Source organism: Symbioplanes lichenis (assembly GCF_030709675.1).
In the GTDB taxonomy this organism is placed as follows: domain Bacteria; phylum Actinomycetota; class Actinomycetes; order Mycobacteriales; family Micromonosporaceae; genus Actinoplanes; species Actinoplanes lichenis.
Window position 1 is genome coordinate 1 of the sequence record NZ_JAUZQD010000007.1, and the last position, 22,344, is coordinate 22,344.

General features: G+C 72.5%; 13 protein-coding genes. 10 read left to right on the forward strand and 3 right to left on the reverse strand.

The window, feature by feature from the left end; all coding sequences use genetic code 11:
* From RAN62_RS17645 to RAN62_RS17655, 3 genes are all read right to left on the reverse strand, one after another.
* On the reverse strand, positions 1-558 hold a 558-nt coding region (locus RAN62_RS17645), incomplete at its 3' end, for a WXG100-like domain-containing protein (RefSeq protein ID WP_305785764.1).
* 9 nt (positions 559-567) lie between these two features.
* On the reverse strand, positions 568-1,821 hold the full coding sequence (locus RAN62_RS17650; protein ID WP_305785765.1) for a hypothetical protein: 1,254 nt from the start codon (positions 1,819-1,821) through the stop codon (positions 568-570).
* The gene (locus RAN62_RS17655; protein ID WP_305785766.1) at positions 1,818-2,234 is read right to left on the reverse strand and encodes a YbaB/EbfC family nucleoid-associated protein; all 417 of its coding nucleotides are present in this window, start codon (positions 2,232-2,234) and stop codon (positions 1,818-1,820) included. The genes RAN62_RS17650 and RAN62_RS17655 overlap by 4 nt, the downstream gene beginning before the upstream one ends.
* Positions 2,235-2,558: 324 nt before the next feature.
* Between RAN62_RS17655 and RAN62_RS17660 the strand changes: the two genes are divergently transcribed.
* From RAN62_RS17660 to RAN62_RS17705, 10 genes are all read left to right on the forward strand, one after another.
* Positions 2,559-2,879: a WXG100 family type VII secretion target gene (locus RAN62_RS17660; RefSeq protein WP_305785767.1), complete on the forward strand. Its 321-nt coding sequence runs from the start codon at positions 2,559-2,561 to the stop codon at positions 2,877-2,879.
* 86 nt (positions 2,880-2,965) lie between these two features.
* Entirely contained in the window at positions 2,966-3,268 is a 303-nt protein-coding gene (locus RAN62_RS17665) for a WXG100 family type VII secretion target (protein ID WP_305785768.1), read from the forward strand.
* Between the two features lie 281 nt (positions 3,269-3,549).
* Positions 3,550-4,371 carry a hypothetical protein gene (locus tag RAN62_RS17670; protein WP_305785769.1) on the forward strand — a complete coding sequence of 274 codons (822 nt, stop codon included), beginning with the start codon at positions 3,550-3,552 and terminating at the stop codon, positions 4,369-4,371.
* 59 nt (positions 4,372-4,430) lie between these two features.
* A complete protein-coding gene (locus RAN62_RS17675; RefSeq protein ID WP_305785770.1) occupies positions 4,431-8,363 on the forward strand; it encodes a hypothetical protein in 3,933 nt (1,310 codons plus the stop codon).
* Positions 8,360-8,719, forward strand: a complete 360-nt coding sequence (locus tag RAN62_RS17680; protein ID WP_438874520.1) for a hypothetical protein — start codon at positions 8,360-8,362, stop codon at positions 8,717-8,719. The genes RAN62_RS17675 and RAN62_RS17680 overlap by 4 nt, the downstream gene beginning before the upstream one ends.
* Positions 8,680-12,687 (forward strand): type VII secretion protein EccCa, encoded by a 4,008-nt coding sequence (gene eccCa, locus RAN62_RS17685; protein WP_438874521.1) that lies wholly within the window; start codon positions 8,680-8,682, stop codon positions 12,685-12,687. Before RAN62_RS17680 ends, eccCa begins: the two co-directional genes overlap by 40 nt.
* Entirely contained in the window at positions 12,684-14,090 is a 1,407-nt protein-coding gene (gene eccD, locus RAN62_RS17690; protein WP_305785773.1) for a type VII secretion integral membrane protein EccD, read from the forward strand. Before eccCa ends, eccD begins: the two co-directional genes overlap by 4 nt.
* Before the next feature lie 6 nt (positions 14,091-14,096).
* Positions 14,097-15,470 (forward strand): type VII secretion protein EccB, encoded by a 1,374-nt coding sequence (gene eccB, locus RAN62_RS17695; RefSeq protein ID WP_305785774.1) that lies wholly within the window; start codon positions 14,097-14,099, stop codon positions 15,468-15,470.
* Between the two features lie 8 nt (positions 15,471-15,478).
* Entirely contained in the window at positions 15,479-19,021 is a 3,543-nt protein-coding gene (locus RAN62_RS17700) for a hypothetical protein (RefSeq protein ID WP_305785775.1), read from the forward strand.
* Positions 19,018-22,305: a right-handed parallel beta-helix repeat-containing protein gene (locus RAN62_RS17705; RefSeq protein ID WP_305785776.1), complete on the forward strand. Its 3,288-nt coding sequence runs from the start codon at positions 19,018-19,020 to the stop codon at positions 22,303-22,305. The genes RAN62_RS17700 and RAN62_RS17705 overlap by 4 nt, the downstream gene beginning before the upstream one ends.
* Positions 22,306-22,344 lie beyond the last annotated feature (39 nt).

A 22,344-nucleotide genomic window follows, 5' to 3' on the forward strand; every position in this document is an offset into this window, starting at 1 on the left:
TTGGGCGGCGGCGCTTTGCCAGAGTTCTTCCAGGCCTTCCTGGATGCCTTCCCACATCAGCCGCATCAGTTGGTTACGCAGGCGTTGGCGCAGGAAGTCGATGAGGGCTTTGACGATCTCCTGACCGATTTTGATGAGTCCTGGGACCGCGGCCGCGCCGAAGCCGGTGGACAGGGCGATGGCGATTTCGACGACCTGGGTGAACGCCGCGATGACGATGTTGTACTGCGTGTTCTCCGAGTCCAGGGCGAAGTTGTACGCCGCGTCACCCAGGGCGTTGGAGATCGTGCCGCCGTCAGGCAGGGGGCGGGTGATGATCTGCTGGAACTCGTTGAACGCGTCAGCCGCCGGGCCTTGCAGGTGCCCGGACAGGGCGAAACCCAGGTTCTGCGTCGAGGCCTGACCGTTGAGCAGCGTACTGGTCAGGGTGTAGAGCTCGTCGCCCATCGCGCGCAGGGCGGTCGGGTCGGCCTCCGGGAAGTCTTCACCCGTGGTGTAGAGGATGGCGTCGTACGCCCACTGCCATTCGGGGTCGTTGGGGATATGGAAATCGACCATGAAGGAGGCTCAGAACAGCGGATTGGGCGTGCCGTCCGCCGTGTACGACAGGATGAGCGGCTGGTATCCGGGCGCGGTGGCGTCGGCGGCGGGGTTCTCCTTGACCACGAAGAAGTGCCGGCCCTCGGGGTCGAGGGGCGTGCCGTCGGCGGCGGTGACCGGGGTGCCGGCCAGCGGGGTGATGGACTCGTAGAGGTTGGCGTCGACCCGGCTGGTGCCGTCCTCGAAGGTGTTGAGCGCCTCCAGCCGATAGCCCTCGGGCAGCGGCTGGCCGCCCACGTACGCCGTGGCGTACTCGGGCTTCATCATGTACGACGAGATCGCGGGCATCGCCGGGGTGGCCGCACTGAACTGCGCGGGGATGCCGGGCTCGACCGGCGACGCGGGCACGCCCGGGATGGTCGGCTGCAGCGCCTCCATGGGCTCGATCGTGCGGCCCTGGGCGAGGCGGCCGCGCAGCATCGGCGTGGCCTCCTCGGTCGGGATGCCCGGCTCGGCCTCGATCAGCTTGCCCATGCGCCGCTCGGCCCGGACGAAGGTCTGCGGCTCGGTGGTCTCGCCTTCGGTCACGCGGGCGTTGGCGAGCTGGCGGGTCATGAGCGGCTCGGTGACCTCGCCCTCGACCGGACGGGCGTTGGCGAGGCGGCCGGCCACGAGCGGCTCGGTGACTTCGCCCTCGACCGGACGGGCGACGGCCAGGCGGCGAGCCATGAGAGGCTGCATGGGCTCGATCGGCTCGCCCTCGGCCCGTACGCGGCTGGCGGTGAACCCCGTCGGCTCCAGGCGCTTGCCCTCGACGGCCATGGCGCGCCGCAGCTTGGGCGTGCCCTCCTCGGCCGGGAGCAGCGGGCTGAAGGCCGCCTCCTGCGCGGGCTCCGTGACCCGGGCGGCCGCGCGGGTGCGGGCCAGCGGCATCTGGGACAGGTTCTCGTCGAAGTCGCGCGACATCTTCTCGCCGACCTCGTGCGCCTCGTCGTCGACCTGGCGGTAGAGCAGGCCGCTCTCGCGCAGGCCCTCGGAGGTGTACTTGAGGGTGCCGCGGACGCTGCCGATCAGGGACTCGAGGTTGTCCATGCCCTGGAGGAACTTCTCGGAGAACTCCTTGCCCATGTCGTCGTCGCCCCAGGCGGCCTGGCCGCGCGCGCGGAGCGAGGCGAGCTGGCTGAGGTACTGGTCGTAGAGGGCCATTTCTTGCGCGTACGCGTCGCCGACCGAGACGACGCCCTCGGGGTTGACCCAGAGCTGCCCGCCGGGGTTGGTCACTGCTCGGCCCGCCCCATCTTGAGGATCTCGCGGACGCTCGTGGCCATCCGCGGCTCCTTGGGCAGGAAGGCGTCGGTGCCCGCCGTGCCGCGCACCAGGGCCTGCGCGTCCATGCCGTCCGGCAGCATCGGGGCGAGCGTGGCGGCGGCCTGCTGGGTGACGTCCTCCTTGGCCTCGTTGTACGTGGCCAGGATGAGCTCGGTGAGGTCGGCGGGCGTGAGCCGCTTGTGCGCGCCGGACGGGAACTTGATGTCGGTCAGGACGCCGTTCTGGCCGACCGTGACGGTGACTTCACGCCTCGGAGAGGTGGCGGAGGCCGTGAGCGACCGCATCTTCTCCTGCATCTCGGTCAGGCTGTTGCGCTGCCGCTGATATTCCTCGAAGAGGCTCTCGATGCGTTCGTTGAAGTTCATCCGGGCTTTCCCTCCGCGTCGATGGACCAGTAAAAGGCCCCGCATTGCCGACGGAAAGAGCCACCGGCATTCCGGGGCAGAAACGTGCAGCGAGTTTTCCCCTGTCCCCTCGCGGTCGGGGTCCGTGGGGCGCGCCGATCGGGAAGCCCGTGCACTCTTGGCCCGACATTCGGACATCCGCGCCGATTCGAGTGAGCCGGAACGGTCGTCGTCCTCGAAACTTTTCTCGGCCCGCCGTAGCCGGTTCCACGCCCGCCGGCGGCACACGACAGCGCCGGACGGCATCGGCCGAGCCGGCGGCAACCCGACGTGAGGAGTACCGCAATGACGATGCCCCAAGTGCAAACCAGCGAAGAGGGCATGCAGCGTGCTGGTCAGGAGTTCTCCGACAAGGCGACGGAGTTCACCGGTCAGCTTCAGGCCGTGAACAGCCAGATGGCCACCCTCCAGGCGTCCTGGACCGGTCAGGCCTCGGCCGGCTTCAACCAGGCCATGGACAGCTGGGAGGCCTCCTTCCAGACCGTCATCAACGAGCTGATCAACATGCTCGAGGTCATGGGCGTGACCACCAAGGGCTACACCGCGGCCGAGGACGACGCCGCCAGCACCGCCGCCTCCTTCGGCTCGGCGCTCCCGGGTATCTGATCCGTCCCGGTCAGGTCGCCTGACCGTTCCCTTCGCCCGGTGGCACCCTCCGTCGCCGGCGATCCCTCTGGCAGGAAAGGGCTGAAGTGTCCAACTACACGTTCAACTTCCAGCAGGCCGATGCCGTGCTGCACGACATGAACTCCATCAACGGCAAGATCAAGGCCGCGCTGGAGCAGATGGAGCACACCGTCGAGGCCAGCCTCGCGGACTGGACCGGTGCGGCCCAGCAGCAGTACTACGTCTCGAAGGCGGCCTGGAACAACTCGGCCAACAACATGACGGTCTACCTGGAGCAGGCCCGGCTCACGCTGCTGCAGATCTCCGACAACTACGGCACCACCGAGCAGCGCCACGCGCAGATCTGGAACGACGTCCGCGGCGGCTGACCAACCTAGGGCGCGTCTGGTGGGTCACGACGGCCTGCGGCGGGCCCAGCTTCCGCCTCGCTGCGCGGGGCGAACGGACGAATACCAACCCGGTATTCGACCGTCCGCCCCGCTTGCGACGCGAAACCTGGACCTCGCCTCGGCGGCGCCGTGACCCACCAGACCCGCCCTGGCCGGCTGCCGTGTCCTGCGACGACGCGGTGGCCGGCTGCTGTGCGTCCCGGCCCGGATCATCCCGCCGGGACGGATGAGTTTCCCGACCCGGTGAGGAGTAGGACGTCATGGCCATCAGCTACGACTACCCGAACAAGGAAGCCATCGACGCGATGGGCATCCTGACGAAGTACGACAAGGACCACGGCGAGGAGAGCGGCTGGGCCCGCTCGGTGATCGACAAGATCCAGAACGACATCTCCAGCCACACCAACCCGCGTACCGGCATGTCGACCTGGGACCGCGGCGACTACAGCAAGGAAGAGCTCGCGGTCTACGACTGGTACAAGAGCGACGTCATCGAGAAGGACCACTGGGACAAGCTCGTCGAGAACTACCAGGGCGAGCACAAGCCGGAGGATGTCCACTACAAGGAGGCGCCGCCCAGCTACACGCCTCCCAAGGACTCGGACTTCAAGGCGCCGGAGACGTCGACCTACACCGGTGGCGACAACAACCCGAACAATGAGATGGCGATCAGCACCGAGGCGATCGATCACCTGATCAAGCAGATCGACACGCACATCGTCACCGGCGAGCACGACGGCATCCTGCTCAAGGTGGCCAAGGAGCTCGAGGGCAAGCACATGAAGCCGGGCGGCTTCGCCAAGGCCGAGATCATGCGGCAGAAGATCGACGGGGTCAACGGCCAGGACGCCGGTCTGCGCGGCGACGCCATCGGCCTGCTCGGTACCTTGCACGCGGCTCTCTTCGAGATCCGCGAGGGCCTGAGCAACATGAAAGAGGAATACAAGAAGGCCGAGGACTTCAACGCGATGACCAGCGAGCAGCTGGCGAAGACGCTGGAGGACGCGTGGTCGGAGATCAACGCGCTCGGCAACTACGGCAAGACCAGTGGCACGAACACCGGCGGGGCCAACACCGCCTGAGCCGACCCGCGGATCCGGGCGAGGCAGGCGCTGTTCAGGGGTAGGGAAAGGGCCACGGCATGGCGGATTGGAAGAACCCGGTCGAGAAGGACGCCACCTTCATTCCCTCGACCATCGACACCTCCGACCCGCTCGACTACCAGAAGTGGGTCGAGGAGGACCGCGGCTGGCGCAAGCTGCGGGCCGCGGTGCTGGGCGGCTCCGCGCTGGCCACCGACGCGGGCCGGGCGGAGGCGGCGAAGCTCGTCAACGCGCAGTCCGTGATGGACTCCGCCGGCGCCTTCCACCAGGTCGTGGAGAGCCTGAACTGGCTGAAGGACTTCGTCCGCCTGCAGTCCCAGGCGATCGCCGGCCCCGACCGGGCCTGGCAGGGCAAGGCAGCCGATGCCTTCCTGGCCAAGATGGAGCATCTCGCCGACTACATCGGCAAGCACGCCGAGCGCATCAACGGCGGCGAGAGCGCGGGCCCGCACTCCATCCCCAACCAGCTGTACACCAGCGCCTACTACCTGCAGTGGGCGCAGGAGCAGATGCAATACCTCGACACGTCGTGGGCCGCGATCGCCCGGGCGAACGGTGTCGGTGAGCCCGAGGGCAACGTCCCGATCAGCGGCACCGAGTACGAGAAGCCGATGGCCCGCCAGATGGGCCAGGTCCTCGACACCCTCGCCACGCAGTACAACTTCACGTACGACGCGGTGAAGCCGCCGCCGGGCAACGGTGCTCCGCCCACGCCCGACCCCAACGTCCCGAAGCCGCCGCCCAACAACCCGACGCCGCCGCCGAACCCCAATCCGACGCCGCCACCCAACCCGAACCCCACGCCGCCTCCCGTCACGACGCCGCCGCCCACGACGACGCCGCCTCCGACCACGACACCCCCGCCGACGAGCACGCCGCCGCCGGCGTTCAAGTCGACCCCGCCGCCGACCACCACGCCGCCTCCGAACAACGCCAAGGTGCCGGAGGTCAGCAACCCCAACTTCAACCCGTCGGGCGCCGGCGGGAACGGTCCCAGCGCGAAGAGCTTCGAACAGCCGAACGTGACGCCCCCGACCAGCGGTCCGGGCCTGGGCGGCGGTCCGACCGGCGCCGGTGGGGGACTGCCCGGCCTGAACGGTCCGACGGCGGGCACCAACGGACCGGGCACAGGGGTCAAGTCGGTCGTGCCCCCGGCGCTCAGCAACCCTCCGGCCGGCGCTGGTGGCTTCGGCGGCAACACGCCGGGCGTCGTGCCGCCCACCGTCGGCAACGCCCCGGGCGCGAACGGCGGGCTGGGCACCGGCGGCAAGACCGGCAGCGTGACCCCGCCGTCGATCAAGAGCCCGACCGGTGGGGCCGGTGGGCTCGGCGCCGGCAACGGGACCGGACTGGACACCAAGAAGCCCGGCTTCACCGCACCCTCCATCACTCCGCCCACCGCGGGCGCGGGCGGCGGCCTGGGTACGGGCACCGGCGGCATCGACGTCCCCGGCCTGACCGGTCCCAGCGCCAACGGCGGTCTCGGCACGGGCGGCAGCGGCTCCGGCATGCCGATGATGCCGGGTTCGCCCGGCTCGGGCGGTGGCCTGGGCGGTGGCGCCGGCGGTGCCGGGATCCCCGACGCGCCCGACGCGGGCGGCCTGCTCGAGGGCGACCAGGACGACTGGAAGTCGCCGGCCATCGGCGGCCTCGACGTGCCCGGCGCCCCCGGTGGTGCCAACCCCGGCGGCAGTGGCTTGACCTCGCCCATGATGCCGGGCATGCCCGGTGGCGGTGGTGGCTTGGGCAGCGGCGGCGCCGGTGCCGGGATCCCCGACGCGCCCGACGCCGGTGGCCTGGTCGCCGGTGACCTCGATGACTGGCAGTCGCCGGGCATCGGCGGCATCGACGGTCCGAGTGCCCCCGGTGGTGCCAACCCCGGCGGCAGTGGTTTGACTTCGCCGATGATGCCGGGCATGCCCGGTGGCGGCGGTGGTTTGGGCAATGGTGCGGGCGGTGCCGGGATTCCCGAGGCGCCCGACGCCGGTGGCCTGGTCGAAGGCGACGCGAGCGATTGGCAGGCCCCCGGCATCGGTGACGTGGACGGTCCGAGTGCCCCCGGTGGTGCCAACCCCGGCGGCTCCGGTCTGACCTCGCCGATGATGCCCGGCATGCCCGGCAGCGGCGGCGGTCTCGGCAACGGCGCCGGTGGCTCCGGCAACCCGGAGGCCCCGGACTCGCAGGGTCTCGTCGTCGGCGACCCGGACGCCTGGCAGCCGAGCGGCCTCGACTACGAGATGCCCGGTGCGCCGGGCGGTGCGTCGGCGGGCGGCGCGGGCCTGACGGTCCCCGGCGCGGGTGCCGGCGTCACCGCTCCCGAGCTGGGTGCCGGCCTCACGGTGCCCGACGTGGAGATGCCCGAGACGCCGGGTACGAGCACCGAGCAGCCGGGCGCCACCGCGGGCACCGGTGTGCCCGCCACCGGCATGCCGCCCATGATGCCGGGCGGTGGACAGGGTGCCGGGCAGCCGGGTGCCGGCAGCGGCATCCCGGAAGCTCCCGACGCGCAGGGCCTGGTCGACGCGGACATCGCCGACTGGCAGCCCTCCGGCGGCACCCCGGGCGACCCGAGCGCGCCGCTGGGCACCAACCCGGGCGGCGCGGGCCTGGAGACGGGACCCGGCACGACGGCGGAAGCCGGGACGACCACCCCGGCCGCCCTGCCGGGCGCGATGCCGATGATGCCGGGCATGCCGGGCAGCACGGCCGCGCCGGGCGACGCGTCCACCCCGGACGCCACCGACGCGTCCAGCCTGATCGACCCGGAGACCGCCGACTGGCAACCCTCCGAGACCCCGACCATGCCGTACGCCCCGGACGGCGCCTCCGCGGGCGGTGCGGGCCTGCAGACCGCCGACGTGCCGTCCCCGCCTGCCGCGGTCCCGGTGGAATCGGTGGTCGGCTTCCCGGGCGGGGAGACGATCGAAGGACCGGGCACCTCCACGAGTACGGACCCCAGCCCCGCCCCGGCCGTCCCCGCGGACGTGGAAGCCCCGGCCACCCCCGTCGACGTGGAGCCGCCGACGGCCCCTGTCGACGTGGAGCCACCGACGGCCCCCGTAGACGTGGACGCACCGACGGCGCCCGTGGACGTGGAAGCCCCGACGGCCCCCGTCGACGTGGAGCCGCCGGTCGAGACTCCGACGGCCGAGGTTCCGGCTGTCGAGGCCCCGACGGCCGAGGTTCCGGCTGTCGAGGCCCCGACGGTCGAGGTCCCGGTCGCCGAGGTCCCGCCGGTCGAGCCGCCGGCAACCGAGGTCCCGGTGGACGAGCCGCCGACGGCCGAAATCCCGGTGGACGAGGCTCCCACGGCCGACGTTCCGGCGGTCGAGACACCGGCCGCCGAGACGCCGGCCACCGCCGAAGGCGTCGCGGCCCCGGTCGCGCCGCCGATGGTCGACGCGGTCGTCCCGGCGCACAACAACGGCGTGCCCGGCACCCCGGTCGACGCCCCGCAGCACCGCCGCCCCGGCGCGCCCCTGGCGGGCGACCTTGCCGGGGACGCCGGCGCCGACCCGGGTCAGGCGGGCGGCGAGGCACTCCAGCCCTCCGAGCCGGGCGCCGCCACGGAGGACGCGGTGCAGCAGGCCGCCCCTCCGGTCGTACTCAGCATGCCCTCGGCCCCGACGGTGCCGGCGGCGCCGTCCGCAGCTCCTGTCCCGGCGCGCGACGCGGTTCTTTCCGGTACGGTCGCTGCCGATCCGCGCGCCGCAGCCGATCCGCGGACGGCCGGTGCGGTGACGGGACACGTGCCGGACCCGGAGGAGCGGGAGGCGGCGGAGCGTCCGGAGTCGGCCGAGCTGCTCGAGGAGCGGACCGGTGCCTGGGACGCCGCGGCGCCGCCGCCGGAGGCCCCTCCGGGGGAGGACTTCGTGCCGGTGGTGTCGCCGGACGACGAGGACGACACGTCCGGCTGGGACGACCTCGACGGGTCGTCGTGGCTGACGGAGACGAGCGGGACGGGACGATGACCATGCCGGAGATGCCCCGGGCGGTGTGGCGCCGGGCGGCGGCCGCGGAGCCGCGGGAGTCCGCCGTGGACGCCGAGCCGGCGGTGTGCGGCGGCCGGGAGCTGAGCGTGGACGAGCGCTACGAGCTCATGAAGGAGCGCCGCCGCCTGCGCAAGGAGGCGGAGGCGAAGGAGCGCGAGGAGGCGGAGGCCAAGGAGTCGGGCCGCCACCGGTCCCGGCAGTCCTCCCCGGACGACGACGAGGACGAGGACAAGGCGGCCGAGCGGTTCCGCAACGACCGCTACTCCGTCAAATTGCTCAAGCAGGACACGTCCGCCTGGGGTGGCGGCGGGGCCGGGTCGGGAGACATCGGATGAGCACGGTCACCGTCAAGCGGCCGCCCCGCGCGGCGGGCCCCGAGGCGCCCGAGGGGCAGATCGAGCTGCAGGAGCCGCCGCTGATGGCGGAGGAGGCGCCGCTCGACTTCCGGTCCTTCGCGATGATCGTGCCGATGGGCCTGGGCATGGGCGCCATGATGGCGATGTTCGGCCTCTACAGCCGGGCCCCGATCATGTACGTCATGGGCGGCGCGATGGCCGGCGGCATGCTGCTCATGGGCGTCATGCAGATCGGCAAGGCGGCCTCGGAGCGCAAGCGCAAGATGCGGGGCGAGCGCCGCGACTTCCTGCGCTACATCGCCCAGCTGCGCAAGCAGGCCCGCAAGGCGGCGGACGACCAGCGGCAGTTCGTGCTCTGGAACAACCCCCAGCCCAACTGGCTGTGGTCGGTCGCGATGGGCAGCCGGCTGTGGGAGCGCCGGCCCAGCCACGACGACTTCGGCCGGGTGCGCATCGGGCTCGGCCGGCAGAACGCCATGCTCAAGTTCACCCCGCCCTCGACCAAGCCGATCGAGGACCTGGAACCGCTGTCGTCCATCTCGCTGCGGCGCTTCTCCGAGACCTACCGTACGGTCTCGGGCATCCCGATCTCGGTCAGCCTGCGCAGCTTCACCAGCGTCGAGTTCGAGGGCCCGGCCGACCCGGCCATCGATCTGGCCCGGGCGATGGTCGCGCAGCTGGTCACCTTTCACGCGCCGGACGAGCTGCGGGTCGCCGTGCTCGCCGCCGAGGTGCACCGCGGCCCGTGGGACTGGGTCAAGTGGCTGCCGCACAACGCGCACCCGACCGCCGTCGACGGCGCCGGTCCGGTGCGCCTCTTCGCGGGTACGCACGACGACCTGATGGACCTGCTCGGCTCGGAGGTCACCGACCGCGGCGACCACGACCGCAACTCCCGGCCCTCGGCCACCGAGCCGCTGATCGTCGTCGTCGCGCACCTGGTCGACCTGCCGGACAGCTCCCGGCTGCTCGGCGCCGGCATGCGCAACGTGGTGCTGCTCGACCTGACCGGCAACATGCCCGGTGGCCCGAAGGTGCTGCGCCTGACGGTCAAGGACGACGTCGTCGAGTTCCCGGCCAACGAGGCCGTCGGCACGGCCACCCGCGACGCCCTCGACGGGGTGCAGGCCGAGGCGCTGGCGCGGGTCATCGCCCCCAAGCGGACCTCGGGCACGCTCGACGTGGTCGAGGAGCCGATGGAGTCGAGCTTCGAGCTGACCACGCTGCTGGGCATCCGGGACGCGCACACGTTCGACGTACAGAATCTGTGGCGGTCGCGTCAGCCGCAGCGCAACCGGCTCACCGTGCCGATCGGTGTCACCGAGGACGGCGAGGTCATCGAGCTGGACCTCAAGGAGTCGGCGCAGGGCGGCATGGGCCCGCACGGCCTGCTCATCGGTGCGACCGGCTCCGGCAAATCAGAGCTTCTGCGTACGCTCGTCTGCGCGCTCGCGGCGACGCACAGCTCCGAGATCCTCAACCTGGTGCTGGTCGACTTCAAGGGCGGCGCGACCTTCATCGGCATGGAGAAGCTGCCTCACACGTCGGCGGTCATCACCAACCTGGCCGACGAGCTGCCCCTGGTCGACCGCATGCAGGACGCGCTCAACGGCGAGATGACCCGGCGCCAGGAGATGCTGCGCGCCTCGGGCTACGCGAGCCTGTTCGACTACGAGAAGGCGCGGGCGGCCGGTGCCCAGCTGGTGCCGTTCCCGGTGCTGCTCATCATCGTCGACGAGTTCAGCGAGCTGCTGTCGAGCAAGGCCGAGTTCATGGACCTGTTCGTCTCGATCGGTCGCCTGGGCCGGTCGCTCGGCGTGCACCTGCTGCTCGCGTCGCAACGCCTCGACGAGGGCCGGATCAACCGGGTCGAGGGCCACCTGTCGTACCGGATCGCCCTGCGCACCTTCTCGTCGATGGAGTCGCGCTCGGTCATCGGTGTCGGCAAGGCCTACGAGCTGCCGTCCGAGCCCGGCAACGGCTACCTGAAGCTGGACACCACCAACCTGGTGCGCTTCAAGTCCGCGTACGTGTCCGGGGCCTACAGCGGCCGCGGCCCGGTGGCCGTGGAGTACGACGAGCTGCCCACCGAGCACGACATCGTCCCGTTCATCACCAAGCAGGTCGCCGCCCGCACCGATCCGGGCCGGGACCGCGCCGCCGAGGTGCTCGCGGCCGTCACGCCCGAGGAACCCGAGACCGCGACCGGGCCCAGCCTCGCCGACGTGCTGCTCGACCGGCTGGCCGGCTCCGGCCCGCCGGCACGCCAGGTGTGGCTGCCGCCGCTGTCCACCGCCCCCAGCCTCGACTCGCTGCTGCCCAGCGTGGTGCCGGACCCGATCCGCGGCATGACCGTGGACGACCCGGCGGCGCAGGGCCGGCTGCGGGTGCCCGTCGGCATCGTGGACCGCCCGGCCGAGCAGCTGCGCGAGCTCCTCATCGCCGACCTCGGCGGCGCGGACGGCCACGTCGGCATCGCCGGCGCCCCGCAGAGCGGCAAGTCGACCCTGCTGCGCAGCCTGATCCTCGGGCTCGCCCTGGCCAACACCCCGGAGGAGGTCCAGTTCTACGGGCTGGACTTCGGCGGCGGCGGTCTGAGCTCGATCGCCGGGCTCCCGCACATCGGCTCGATCGCCACCCGCATGGAGCGCGACCGGGTCACCCGCACCATCCAGGAGATCGTCGGCATCATGGAGCGGCGCGAGGCGATCTTCGCCGAGCGCGGGCTCGACTCGATGACGTCCTACCTGGCGGCCCGCCGGCGCGGCGAGATCGACGACCCGTTCGGGCACGTGTTCCTGGTCATCGACGGCTGGTACACGATGAAGAACGACTTCACCGAGCTGGAGACCCGGTTCCAGGAGCTGGCCTCGCGCGGTCTGTCGTTCGGCATCCACGTGATCGCCACGGCGACCCGCTGGTCGGAGATGCGCACCTGGCTGCGCGACCTGCTCGGCACCAAGCTGGAGCTGCGGCTGGGCGACTCGATGGAGTCCGAGGTCGGCTCGCGCAAGGCGGCCACCGTGCCCAACCAGATCGGCCGCGGCCTCACCTCCGACGGGCTGCACTTCCTCGGGGCGCTGCCCCGGATGGACGGCAGCTCCGAGGTGGAGGATCTCGCCGAGGCGACCAAGGCGGCGACCGAGGAGATCAGCACCTTCTGGACCGGGCCGATCGCGCCGGCCGTACGGATGCTGCCGACCGTGCTGCCGGTCACCCAGCTGCCGGAGCCGGAGCCGGAGTTCAAGGTCTGCCTCGGCCAGGACGAGCAGCGCCTCGCCCCGGTCTGGCACGACTTCATGGCGACCCCGCACCTGCTGGTGCTGGGCGACAACGAGACCGGCAAGTCGAACGTGCTGCGCCTGGTGCTGCGGGCCATCCAGCAGCGCTACACCTCCGACCAGGCCAAGGTCGTGCTCGGCGACTCGCGGCGCGACCTGGACACCGCGCTGCCGCCGGAGTACCAGGTCGGCTTCGGCTTCACCGGCGACAAGCTCTACGAGCTGGCCGGCCAGGCCTCGGTCTCGATGAACCGCCGGGTGCCCGGCCCGGAGATCTCGTCGGAGCGGATGCGCCGCCGCGACTGGTGGGAGGGCCCGGAGCTGTTCGTCGTGGTCGACGACTACGACCTGATGACCCGCGGCGGCATGGGCTCCACGCTGGACCCGCTGCTGCCGCTGCTGGCCCAGGGCGCCTCGATCGGCCTGCACGTGATCATCGCGCGCAGCACCTCGGGCGCCATGCGGGCGATGATGGAGCCGGTGATCCGCCGGATGTGGGAGCTGGGCACGCCCGCGACGCTCCTGTCGTACCCGAAGGAAGAGGGCAAGTTCCTCGGTGAGGCCGCGCCGCGGCGCCTCCCGGCGGGACGGGCCCAGTTGGTGACCCGGCGTGGCGTCTCCCTGATGCAGACCGGATTCGTGGCGCCGAAGGGAGACCGCGGATGAGCACCGCGTTGGACAGAGAGCTGTGCCGGATCACCGTGATCGGCCCGGACCGCAAGATCGACCTGGCCGTGCCGTCGGCGACGCCGGTGGCCAACCTGCTGCCGGTGCTGCTGCAGCACACCTCGTCGGGGCGCCGGCTGGAGGGCGACGACCCGGAGGGCGCCTGGGTGCTCCAGCGCCTGGGCCAGCATCCCTTCGAGCTCTCCGGCACGCCCGAGACCCTGGACTGGCTCGAGGGCGAGGAGCTCTATCTGCGCCGGGCCGAGGACCCGCTGCCCGAGCTGGACTTCGACGACGTCGCCGAGGGCATCGCCACCATCGTCAACCGGCGCTCGGACCGGTGGCAGCCGGAGTACCGGCGGGTGATGTTCCTGGTCCTGTCGATCGTGGCGATGGGCGCGCTCGCCGCGGTGCTCACCGACCGGGGCCCGGTGCTGCCGCAGGTCGTCGGGGCCGGGGTGCTGGCCGCCGCGTTCTTCAGCGCCGCCCTGGTCTATGCCCGCCGGGTCACCGACGGGGCGTTCTCCCTGCTCTTCGGCTGCGGCGCGGCGGCCTTCGCGGCGCTCGCCGCCGCCAGTGCGGTCGACGGCGACCCGGAAAGCATCGTGCTCAACGGGCCGGCGATGCTCGCGGGCGCGGTCGGCATCGCGGTGGTCGCCGCGATCCTGCTGATCCTGCAGCGCACGGTCACCCCGCACCTGCCCTTCGCCCCGATGCTGGTCATCGGCGTGACGGCGCTGGTCGCGGCCTGCATCCTGCTCATGCAGAGCGGCTCCGGCATGACGAGCCAGCGGGCCGCGGCGACCGCCGTGGCGCTCCTCCTCGCCGTGATCATCGTGGCCCCCCGGGCGGCGGTGAAGTTCGCCCGGCTGCGCGGGCCGCAGCTGCCCAAGACGGGCGCCGACATGTCGTACGACATCGAGCCCGCCCCCTCCGACGAGGTGCGCGACCGCGCCGGTCTCGCCGACACCTACCTGACCGTGGCGATGGTCACGTCCGCGCTGGTGCTGCCGGTGCTGTTCCACTACACGATCCAGACCCCCGGCTGGGCGGGCTGGACCTTCGTGGCCGTGGTTGCCAGTGCAATCCTGTTGCGCGCCCGTACCTTCTTCGGCGTCTGGCAGCGGGTCGCGCTCGCCGCCGCCGGTACCGTCGGCTACCTCATGGTCATCATGCGGCTCTCCCAGATGCTCCCCGCCGGTGGGCGGTGGGTGCTGCTCAGCGGCCTGCTGGCGCTGGTCGTGCCGTTGGTCATGGCCGCGATGCGGCCCTGGCCCCGGCGCATGCTGCCCTTCTGGGAATACGCCGCCACCTTCCTCGACGTCGCCACCGGCGTGGCCGTGCTGCCCCTGCTCGGGCAGATCCTCGGCCTCTACGTGTGGGCGCGCGGGCTCTTCGGGTAGGCAACCGTGCAGACTCAGCGGGACCACGTCCACGCCCACACCTTCATGATGGGCCGGCTCAGCTCGGCCCTGGTCGAGGGCGACCCGACCGGGGCCGAGATCCCCGGCCACCGGGCCCAGACCGGGCTCCTGGTCGGCGTCCTGCTGTCGATCCTGGTGGTGGGCGGCTTCGCGGTGTACGGCTGGATCGTCCCCGGCGGCAGCAAGGCCTACAAGCAGGCCGGCACGATCATCGTCGAGAAGGAGAGCGGCAACCGCTTCGTCTACATCGACGGGGCGCTGCACCCGGTGCCCGACCTCACCTCGGCCATGCTGATCCAGGGCGGCAAGTCGACCGTCAAGCTGGTGTCGCGCAACTCGCTCAAGGACGTGCCGCGCGGCATCCCGCTCGGGGTCGCCGGGGCGCCGCAGCAGCTGCCCACCGCCGACGCGCTCACCGACGGCCCGTGGCTGACCTGCCTGCCCGGCTCGGTGGCGACCGGCCGCAAGGTGTCGGGCCTGGGCGTCAACCTCGAGCCGGACGTCCCGGTCACACTGCTCCCGGAGAAGAAGTTCCTCGTCGTGGAGGACGAGCAGGGGCAGCCCTATCTGCTCGCCAACTACGTGAAATACAAGATCACCGACGAGTCGGTCCTGGTGGCCCTCGGCGCGGCCGCGACCCGGCCCGCCCCGGCGCCGGACATGTGGCTCGGCTGGCTCGGCGACGGCGTGGACCTCGGACCGGCGAAGATCCCGGGTGAGGGCTCGACCGGGCCGCGCGTCGGCGGGCGTACGCACAAGGTGGGCACGCTCTTCCGCCAGGGCGAGGACCAGCTCTTCGTGCTGCGCAAGGACGGGCTCGCGCCGGTCAGCCGCACCGAGTTCCTGATCCTGGACGCGGCGGACCGCCGGGCCCCGGTCGACCTCGACCCGGCCGACCTGGTGGCCGCCGAGCGCTCCACCGACCGGACGCTGCTCGACCGGCTGCCCGACCTCGCCTCGCTCCAGCTGCAGGACACCAGCGGCCAGGCCGTGTGCCAGCAGCAGCGGCCGGTCGATCCGGAAAATTACACCAGCGTCGTCGCGCTGGCTCCACAGTGGGCCTCCGGGGTCTATGCCGACGGCAAGACGACCGTCATCGTCCGACAGGGCTCCGGCATGGCCGTGACCCCGGTGGCGTCCGTCACCGACGCGTCGGCGGCCACGTCCGCGTCGGCCGCCAAGAAGGTCGCCTTCGTCTCCGACGAGGGCATGGCCTACAACCTGGCCGACACGACGACGGTGGCCTCGCTGAAGCTCAACACCGTGACACCCGTACCGTTCCCGAGGGAGTTGCTGGCGGCGCTGCCGCAGGGTCCCGTGTTGAGCCGCAAAGCCGTCACCAGCCTGGCGAGAGGGTAGGAGTACGCATGGCATCCGTGATCCGCAGCATGCTGCGTGGCCGGCCGGAGGGTCCCGGCGGGGTCGTCCAGCACACCGTGGGTAACGCGCTGGTCCTGCATGCCGCGGACTCGATCAGTGCCGAGGCGCAGTCCCTGGCGCTGACCGTCGTCGAGGACGCCGAGAACGACGTCGTGGTGCTCGACCTGGGCGAGGGCATGCCGATCGGCTCGTGGGAGTCCATGGCCGGCGTGCTGCCCCGCCGCCGCCGGGGCATCCGGCTGATGGCCTGCGGGGACCACCGCAACGCCGCGGCCATGGCCGGTCAGTGGCTGTCCGAGCGCCTCAACCGTACGGTCATCGCGCCCGACGGCGACCTCATCCGCGGCGCCGCCGGAGGCTTGTTCGTCCACTCCGTGCCGGGCAGCGGCTGGGTGCGCTTCCGCCCCGGCAAGCCGCCGACGTGGGACGCCAAGCGCTACCCGACCCCGCTGTGGGACAAGGCCGTCACCGACAAGCGCCCCTCCAGCTCGACCGGCGAGATCGAGCCCCTGCCGGGTGGCGTGTGGATCCATGACGTACGCCAGCCGGAGATCGTCGCCGAGCACCGCGAACGCCTCGTGGCCGACGTGCCGTGCCAGCCCGAGGTGATGACGGTGCTGCTCGGCTGTCCCGGCACCGCGCCGCTGTCGCTCGACGACGTCGTCCGCTTCTGGCGCGAGCTCGACGCGGAGAGCCGCATGCGGGCCCGCTTCGTGCAGTACGGCGACATCCGCCTGCCCGAGGGCGAGGCCTTCGGTCAAGCCCTCGCCGACCTGCTCGGCACCGGCGTCGTCTGCTACTCCGGCGTGCCGGTGGGCGCCCCCGCCAAGTACGAGATCCGCACCGTCCGCGGCGACGGCGTGCTCGGCTGGCCCCCGTTCGCCCTGGAGCTCGGCTACGCCCCGCGCGCCCACCCCAACTCGAAGGCCCGCCGCCCCGCCGTCCTCAGCCACCGCGGCCCGCTGCGGGGCCCGGAGGAGGTCGCGCCGCGCGTCTACTGGTACGCCCCCGACGCCGTCGTCGAAGTCGTCCAGGCCGGCCTCTGGGTCCGCCCGGCCGAGGAGCCCCCGAACGCCGAACGGGTCCGCGCGACGCCGCTCGACCCCGAGGGCAGCACGCTCATCTTCGACGACACCGTCGCCGAGCGGACCGAGCGCATGCGCGAGCTGGCCGAGGACCTCGCCGCCCGCGTCGACCCCAGTGTCGGTCAGGACACCGCTCTGTTCCCGGCCTCGGTGCTGGTGCCCGGGCAGAAGCCGGCCGGTCGCGCCGAGGCTGTGCTGCGGGCGTCGGAGCCTTCGCAGGCGCCCGCCCCGGCTCCGGAGGTGCAGACGGCCGTCGAGGCGCCCGCGCCGGCTGCCTTCATGCCGCCGGCCGCCTACATGCCGCCGGCCGTCGAAGCCGTCGTCGTGGAGCCGGTCGTTGCCCAGCCGGTCACCCAGCGCGCTGTGCCGGCGGAGCCCTTTGCCCAGCGTGCGGAGCCGTTTGCTCCGCGTGCCGTTCCGGCGCCGCCCACGGGGGAGCCGTTCGCCCAGCGCGGGATCCCGGTGCAGCCGTTCGGCCCACCGGCCGTCCCGGCGCCACCGGCCGCCGTCGAGCCCGCCGTGCCGCAGGACCGGCTGGCGGACCGGGTGACCAGGGCGTACTCGCGGGCCGAGCTGTTCCCGTCGCCGGCCGAGCCCGTGGTCGCCAAGTCCCCGGTCGTCCCGGCACCCGCTGCCCCGACGGCTCCGACGGCCCCGGTCGACCAGGTGGCTCCGGTCGCGCCGCCCGCTGCCCCGATCGCCGCCGCGCCGATCGCCGCCGCGCCGATCGCCGCCGCGCCGATCGCCGCTTCGCCTTTCGCGGAGCCGGTTGCGCCGCCCGCCGCGCCGCCCGCCGCGCCGCCCGCTGCGTCGTCCTTCGTCACTTCGTCCTTCGCCGAGCCCGTGGCGCCCGCGCCCGTGCCCGTACCCGCGGAGTTGGTCGATCCGGTCGCTCCCATCGAGATCGCCGCTTCCGCCGGTCCGGTGGACATCGCCGCTTCCGCCGGCCCGGTGGACATCACCACGCCGACGGACGACACCGCGCCTACCGAGCCGGTCGAGATCGCCCCGCCGGTGGAGATCGGGCAGCCGGTGGAGATCGCGCCGCCGGTCGAGCCTGTCGCTCCGCCCGTCGAGCCGGTGGCCGCCCCGGTCGAGCCCGTCGAGATGCCCGCCCCGGTCGAGTCCATCGCGTCCGCGCTGATGGGCAACGTCGGCCCGGTCACCCCCTTCGCCCCGGCGCCCACCCCGCCGGTCGAGCCGGTGACCGCGTCGATCGAGCCTGCCGACGTGGCCGCGCCGGTCGAGCCCACCGATGTGACCGCGCCGGTCGAGCCCACCGATGTGACCGCGCCGGTCGAGCCGGCGACCGTGGCGCTGCCCGTGGAGAGCGCCGAGCCCGCCGCCGCGATGGCGCCGCCCGTCGAGTTCGTCGGGGCCGTCGAGATCCCCGAGCCGGTCGCCCCGACGGCCGCGCCAGGAGAGGCGGTCCACCCGGTGGAAGCCCAGCCGGCGGAGGTTCAGCCGGTGGAGGCACACCGAGCGGCGGAGGCACAGCAGCCGATCGAGGCGTACCAGCCGGCGGCTACGGCCCAGCCCGTGACCGAGCGGGAGACGCGGCAGAAGGCCGAGGACACGCGCCTCCAGCCGATCCCCTCGGCGGCCGCCTCGGCGCTCCTGCCCCGCAAGCGCTCGCTCGACGACGAGCGGGCCTGGCTGCGCCGTACGCTCAGCCGGGATTTCGACACCATGGCCAGCTCGGTCTCGCGAATCATGTCCGAGCACCCGGGTCTGCAGAGCGCCGGTGGCGTCAGCGCGGCCGACATCCTCGCCGACTCGGTGGCCGTACGCCTGTATCTGTCCGGCCGGGGCACCGGGATCGACGCCGGGCTGCGGTCCGGGGCGACGGGCCCGCACGTGCCGTTCGCGCGATGCGCGGTCTCGGGGCTGTCGCGGCTGCCGTCGTTCCGGGGGACCACGATCTACCGGACGACGCCGACCGAGGCGGAGTGGGCGCACTACCGGGACCGCCGGCTGGTGACCGACTGGTCGTTCGTCAACGTGCTGACCGGCCCGTGCGAGACCCAGGACGGCGACACCGACGTGCTGGTCTGGTCGATGACCGCGCGGCGGACCAACCTGCTCGAGCCGGAGGGCGACGAGCGCGTGGACGACCGGGTGCTGTTCCTGCCCGGTACCCACTACAAGATCCTGGAGCTGCGGGAGCCGTCCGGCTCGGAGCGCGGCGCGATTCTGATGCGTGAGATCGGGGCGAACGAGGTCGGTACGGACGGCCGCGTCGACTCGAACCGGGTGTCGCTGGACGAGCTGGCGGTGACGTCGCTGCGCCGCAGCACCGAGCGGTGGGCGGGCGCGGACCCCCGCCGGCGCATCGGCAAGGGCGCCGCGGGCCGCTTCGGCGTGCTCCCGGGCCTCGACCGGCGGCTGGCGGGAGAAGCCGGCGGCACCGGAGAAGCGGAGAAGGCGGAGGTGAGCGGCCGATGACCAGGCAGGTTCTGACGGTCGGCGGCGGGAAGCCCGGCGCGTACCCGACGATCGGCGCCGCGCTGGCCCGGGCGGAGGCGGGGGCGACGATCACCGTCCACCCCGGCCGGTACGTCGAGAAGCTCGTCGTCGGCAACCGCATCACGATCAGCGCCGCCGAGGGCGGGCCGGTCGAGGTGCGGGTCGAGGAGGGCAGCGTCCTGGTCGTGCAGGGCGAGGGCGCGCAGCTGCGAGGGATCACCCTGGCCAGCGCCGACCCGAAGCTCGCCGCCGTGGACGTCTACTCGGGCGAGGTGGCGCTGGACAACTGCGTGATCTCCGGCGCCTCGTGGGTGACGTTGCTGTCCCGGCTGCAGGGCTCGCTGGCCCTGCGCGGCTGCACCGTGCACAACTCGGTGGGCGCCGGGATCGTGGTCACCTCGGCCGCCCCGAGCACCATCGAGGACACGAAGATCACGGACGTGGCGACCTCGGGCATCGTGGTCGCCGATCAGGGCGTACTGACGCTGCGGCGCTGCCAGGTCCGGGACACCGGGGCGAACAGCCTCTGCGTCAACGGCGACGGCCGGTTGACCGTCGAGCAGGTCGAGATCGACAAGGCCGGCAAGCCCGCCGTCGTGGTGGAGCAGCGCGGCTGGGCCCGAATGCAGCGGCTGACCGTCAGCGACAGCGGCAACGTGGACCTCTTCCTGCGCGGCGAGATCGACGTCGTGATCAGTGACTCACGCTTCTCCGGGGCGGCACTGCAGGCGGCGCACGTCGCCGACCGGGCCGCTCCGCGCTTCGAGCGCTGCACCTTCTCCGGTGCCGGGCACACCGCGGCGCACGTGACCGGCGGCGCCCGGCCCACCTTCGCCGACTGCACCTTCGCCGACTCCCCGGTGGGCGTCACGGTCGAGGCCGAGTCGGCGCCCCGGCTCGAGGGCGCCACGATCCGCGGCACCCGGGACCACCTGGTCGTCGTCGGCGGGTCCGGCTCGGCGGTGGTCGAGCGGCTGCGCGCGTCGGTCGGCACCGGCGCCGGCCTGCTGGTCAAGGGCGGATCGACGCTGGACGGCACCGACCTGGCGGTGGAGGCCGGTGCCCTCGTCGCGCTCGAGCTCGCCGAGGGCTCACGCGGCACGGTCCGGGAGGCCCGCTTCACCGGTACGGCCCCCGCGACGGTCGTGGTCGGCGGCGGCTCGGACCTCGAGCTCAACTCGTCGCTCCTGCGCGGCACGGGCGTGACCGTGGGCGAGGGGCAGCTGCGCCTGCGCGACAGCGAGATCGTCGAGGCCCCTGGCGACGGTGTGGCGATCGGCACCGGTGGCAGCGCCACGGCCACGCAGACCCGGGTCCGCCGGGCCCGCCGCCACGGCATCGCGCTGTCGCCGGGCAGCCGGGGCGACTTCACCGAGTGCGAGGTGCTCGGCAGCGGTTCGGCCGGCTTCGACGTGGACACCTCCGAGCCCGTGTCGATCGTCCGGTGCACCGTGCAGGAAAGCGGCGGCGAGGACATTCGCAAGACCGGTGACGCGCAGCTGACCGTCGAGTCGCTGAGCTCCGGACGTCCGGCGCAGCCGGTTTCGCCCGCGCCCGCGTACTCGGCAAGCCCGGTCTCGCCCGCACCAGCCGGCAGCGAGCCGGTGGAGGAGCCGGAGGGCGAGCTGAGCGGCCCGCTGCGCGAGCTGAACAGCCTGATCGGTCTGCGCGGGGTGAAGCAGGAGGTCACCGCGCTCATCAACCTGATCAAGATGAGCCAGGTACGCCTCCAGATGGGCCTGCCGATGCCCCCGATGAGCCGTCACCTCGTCTTCGCCGGCCCGCCCGGCACGGGTAAGACGACGGTGGCCCGGCTCTACGGCTCGGTGCTCAAGGAGCTCGGCATCCTGAGCAAGGGCCACATGATCGAGGCCGCCCGCGCGGATCTCGTCGGCCAGTACATCGGTGCGACCGCCATCAAGACCACCGAGCTGGTCACCAAGGCGATCGGCGGGGTGCTCTTCATCGACGAGGCGTACACGCTGTCGGCCGGGTCCGGTGGCTCGGGGCCCGACTTCGGTCAGGAGGCCATCGACGCGCTGATGAAGATGATGGAGGACCACCGCGACGAGCTCGTGGTGATCGTCGCCGGGTATTCGGAGCTGATGGAGCAGTTCCTCGCCTCGAACCCCGGTATGGCCTCCCGCTTCACGCGCACGATCGAGTTCCCGAACTACTCGGTCGAGGAGCTCGTGACGATCACCTCGAACCTGTGCAGCAAGCACTACTACGAGCTGACCGACGACGCGGTGGACGCGCTGGGCACGTACTTCACGCGGGTGCCGAAGAACTCGACGTTCGGTAACGGTCGTGTCGCCCGCAAGCTCTTCGAGGCGATGATCAACAACCAGGCGTCGCGCCTGGCCACGACCCCGCCGACCAAGGACACCGAGCTCAACCGGCTGACCGCCCTGGACCTGGCGCCCGAGCTGGATCTGCTGGAGGACCTGCCGGTCGAGCAGACCACGGCGCCGGACGCGGCGAGCAACCCGGCCGGGGCCATCAACGCGACCCGCAGCTGGCAGCGCGTCTGCGGGCTGGTCGGCGCCACGCCGGTCCGCGAGGCGATCGGGTCGACGCTGCTGCAGCTGTGCGAGCTGCGCAACCGCCGCCGGGCGTACGGGAAACACGCCAACGTGATGATCACGGGCCCCGCCGGCAGTGGCCGCAGCGAGTTCGCCCGTCTCTACGCCGCCGGCCTGTCCGAATTGGATCTCGTGCCGGTGGGGCAGCTGATCCGGGTGAGCACCGGCCAGGAGCTGGCGCCGCAGTGGGAGGGCCAGGCGGGCAGTCTCGTGCGGGCCGCGCTGTCCGACGCCGAGGGCGGTGTGCTGCTGGTCGACTACGCCGAGGACGCCGCCGGGGCCGGGCTGGAGATCGTGCAGCAGCTGGTCGCCGAGATGCGCCGCTCGCCGGCCGACCCGGTGGTGGTGCTGACCAGTGAGCAGCCGGTCCCGGGCCTGGCCGAGGTCTTCGGCCAGCACTGGGCGATGCCCGCCTACGCCACGAACGAGCTGGCCGAGATCGTGGTGCGGCACCTGGTGCGGCGCGGCCACGAGGTGCCCGACGAGGTCCGGGCGGCGCTCGTCGACCTGGCCGCCGGGCTGCCCGAGCGTACGGTCCGGGCGGCGCACCTCTTCTCGTGGGGGCTGACCCGCACGGCCGCCTCCCGCACCCTCGCCCTCGCCGACCTCAACGGGCTGGCGGACCGCACCACGGCCCGCACCGGGGCCCGCACCGGTGGCTTCGCCGCCGTCGGCTGAGCAAGCCGCCGGCTGACCAGAACCAACGACAGGAGCAGG

Excerpts from the sequence above, each read along its gene's own strand:
- RAN62_RS17655 (WP_305785766.1), bottom strand. The coding sequence starts at position 2,234 with ATGAACTTCAACGAACGCATCGAGAGCCTCTTCGAGGAATATCAGCGG.
- RAN62_RS17660 (WP_305785767.1), top strand. The coding sequence starts at position 2,559 with ATGACGATGCCCCAAGTGCAAACCAGCGAAGAGGGCATGCAGCGTGCT.
- RAN62_RS17670 (WP_305785769.1), top strand. The coding sequence starts at position 3,550 with ATGGCCATCAGCTACGACTACCCGAACAAGGAAGCCATCGACGCGATG.
- RAN62_RS17675 (WP_305785770.1), top strand. The coding sequence starts at position 4,431 with ATGGCGGATTGGAAGAACCCGGTCGAGAAGGACGCCACCTTCATTCCC.
- RAN62_RS17680 (WP_438874520.1), top strand. The coding sequence starts at position 8,360 with ATGACCATGCCGGAGATGCCCCGGGCGGTGTGGCGCCGGGCGGCGGCC.
- eccD (WP_305785773.1), top strand. The coding sequence starts at position 12,684 with ATGAGCACCGCGTTGGACAGAGAGCTGTGCCGGATCACCGTGATCGGC.
- RAN62_RS17700 (WP_305785775.1), top strand. The coding sequence starts at position 15,479 with ATGGCATCCGTGATCCGCAGCATGCTGCGTGGCCGGCCGGAGGGTCCC.
- RAN62_RS17705 (WP_305785776.1), top strand. The coding sequence starts at position 19,018 with ATGACCAGGCAGGTTCTGACGGTCGGCGGCGGGAAGCCCGGCGCGTAC.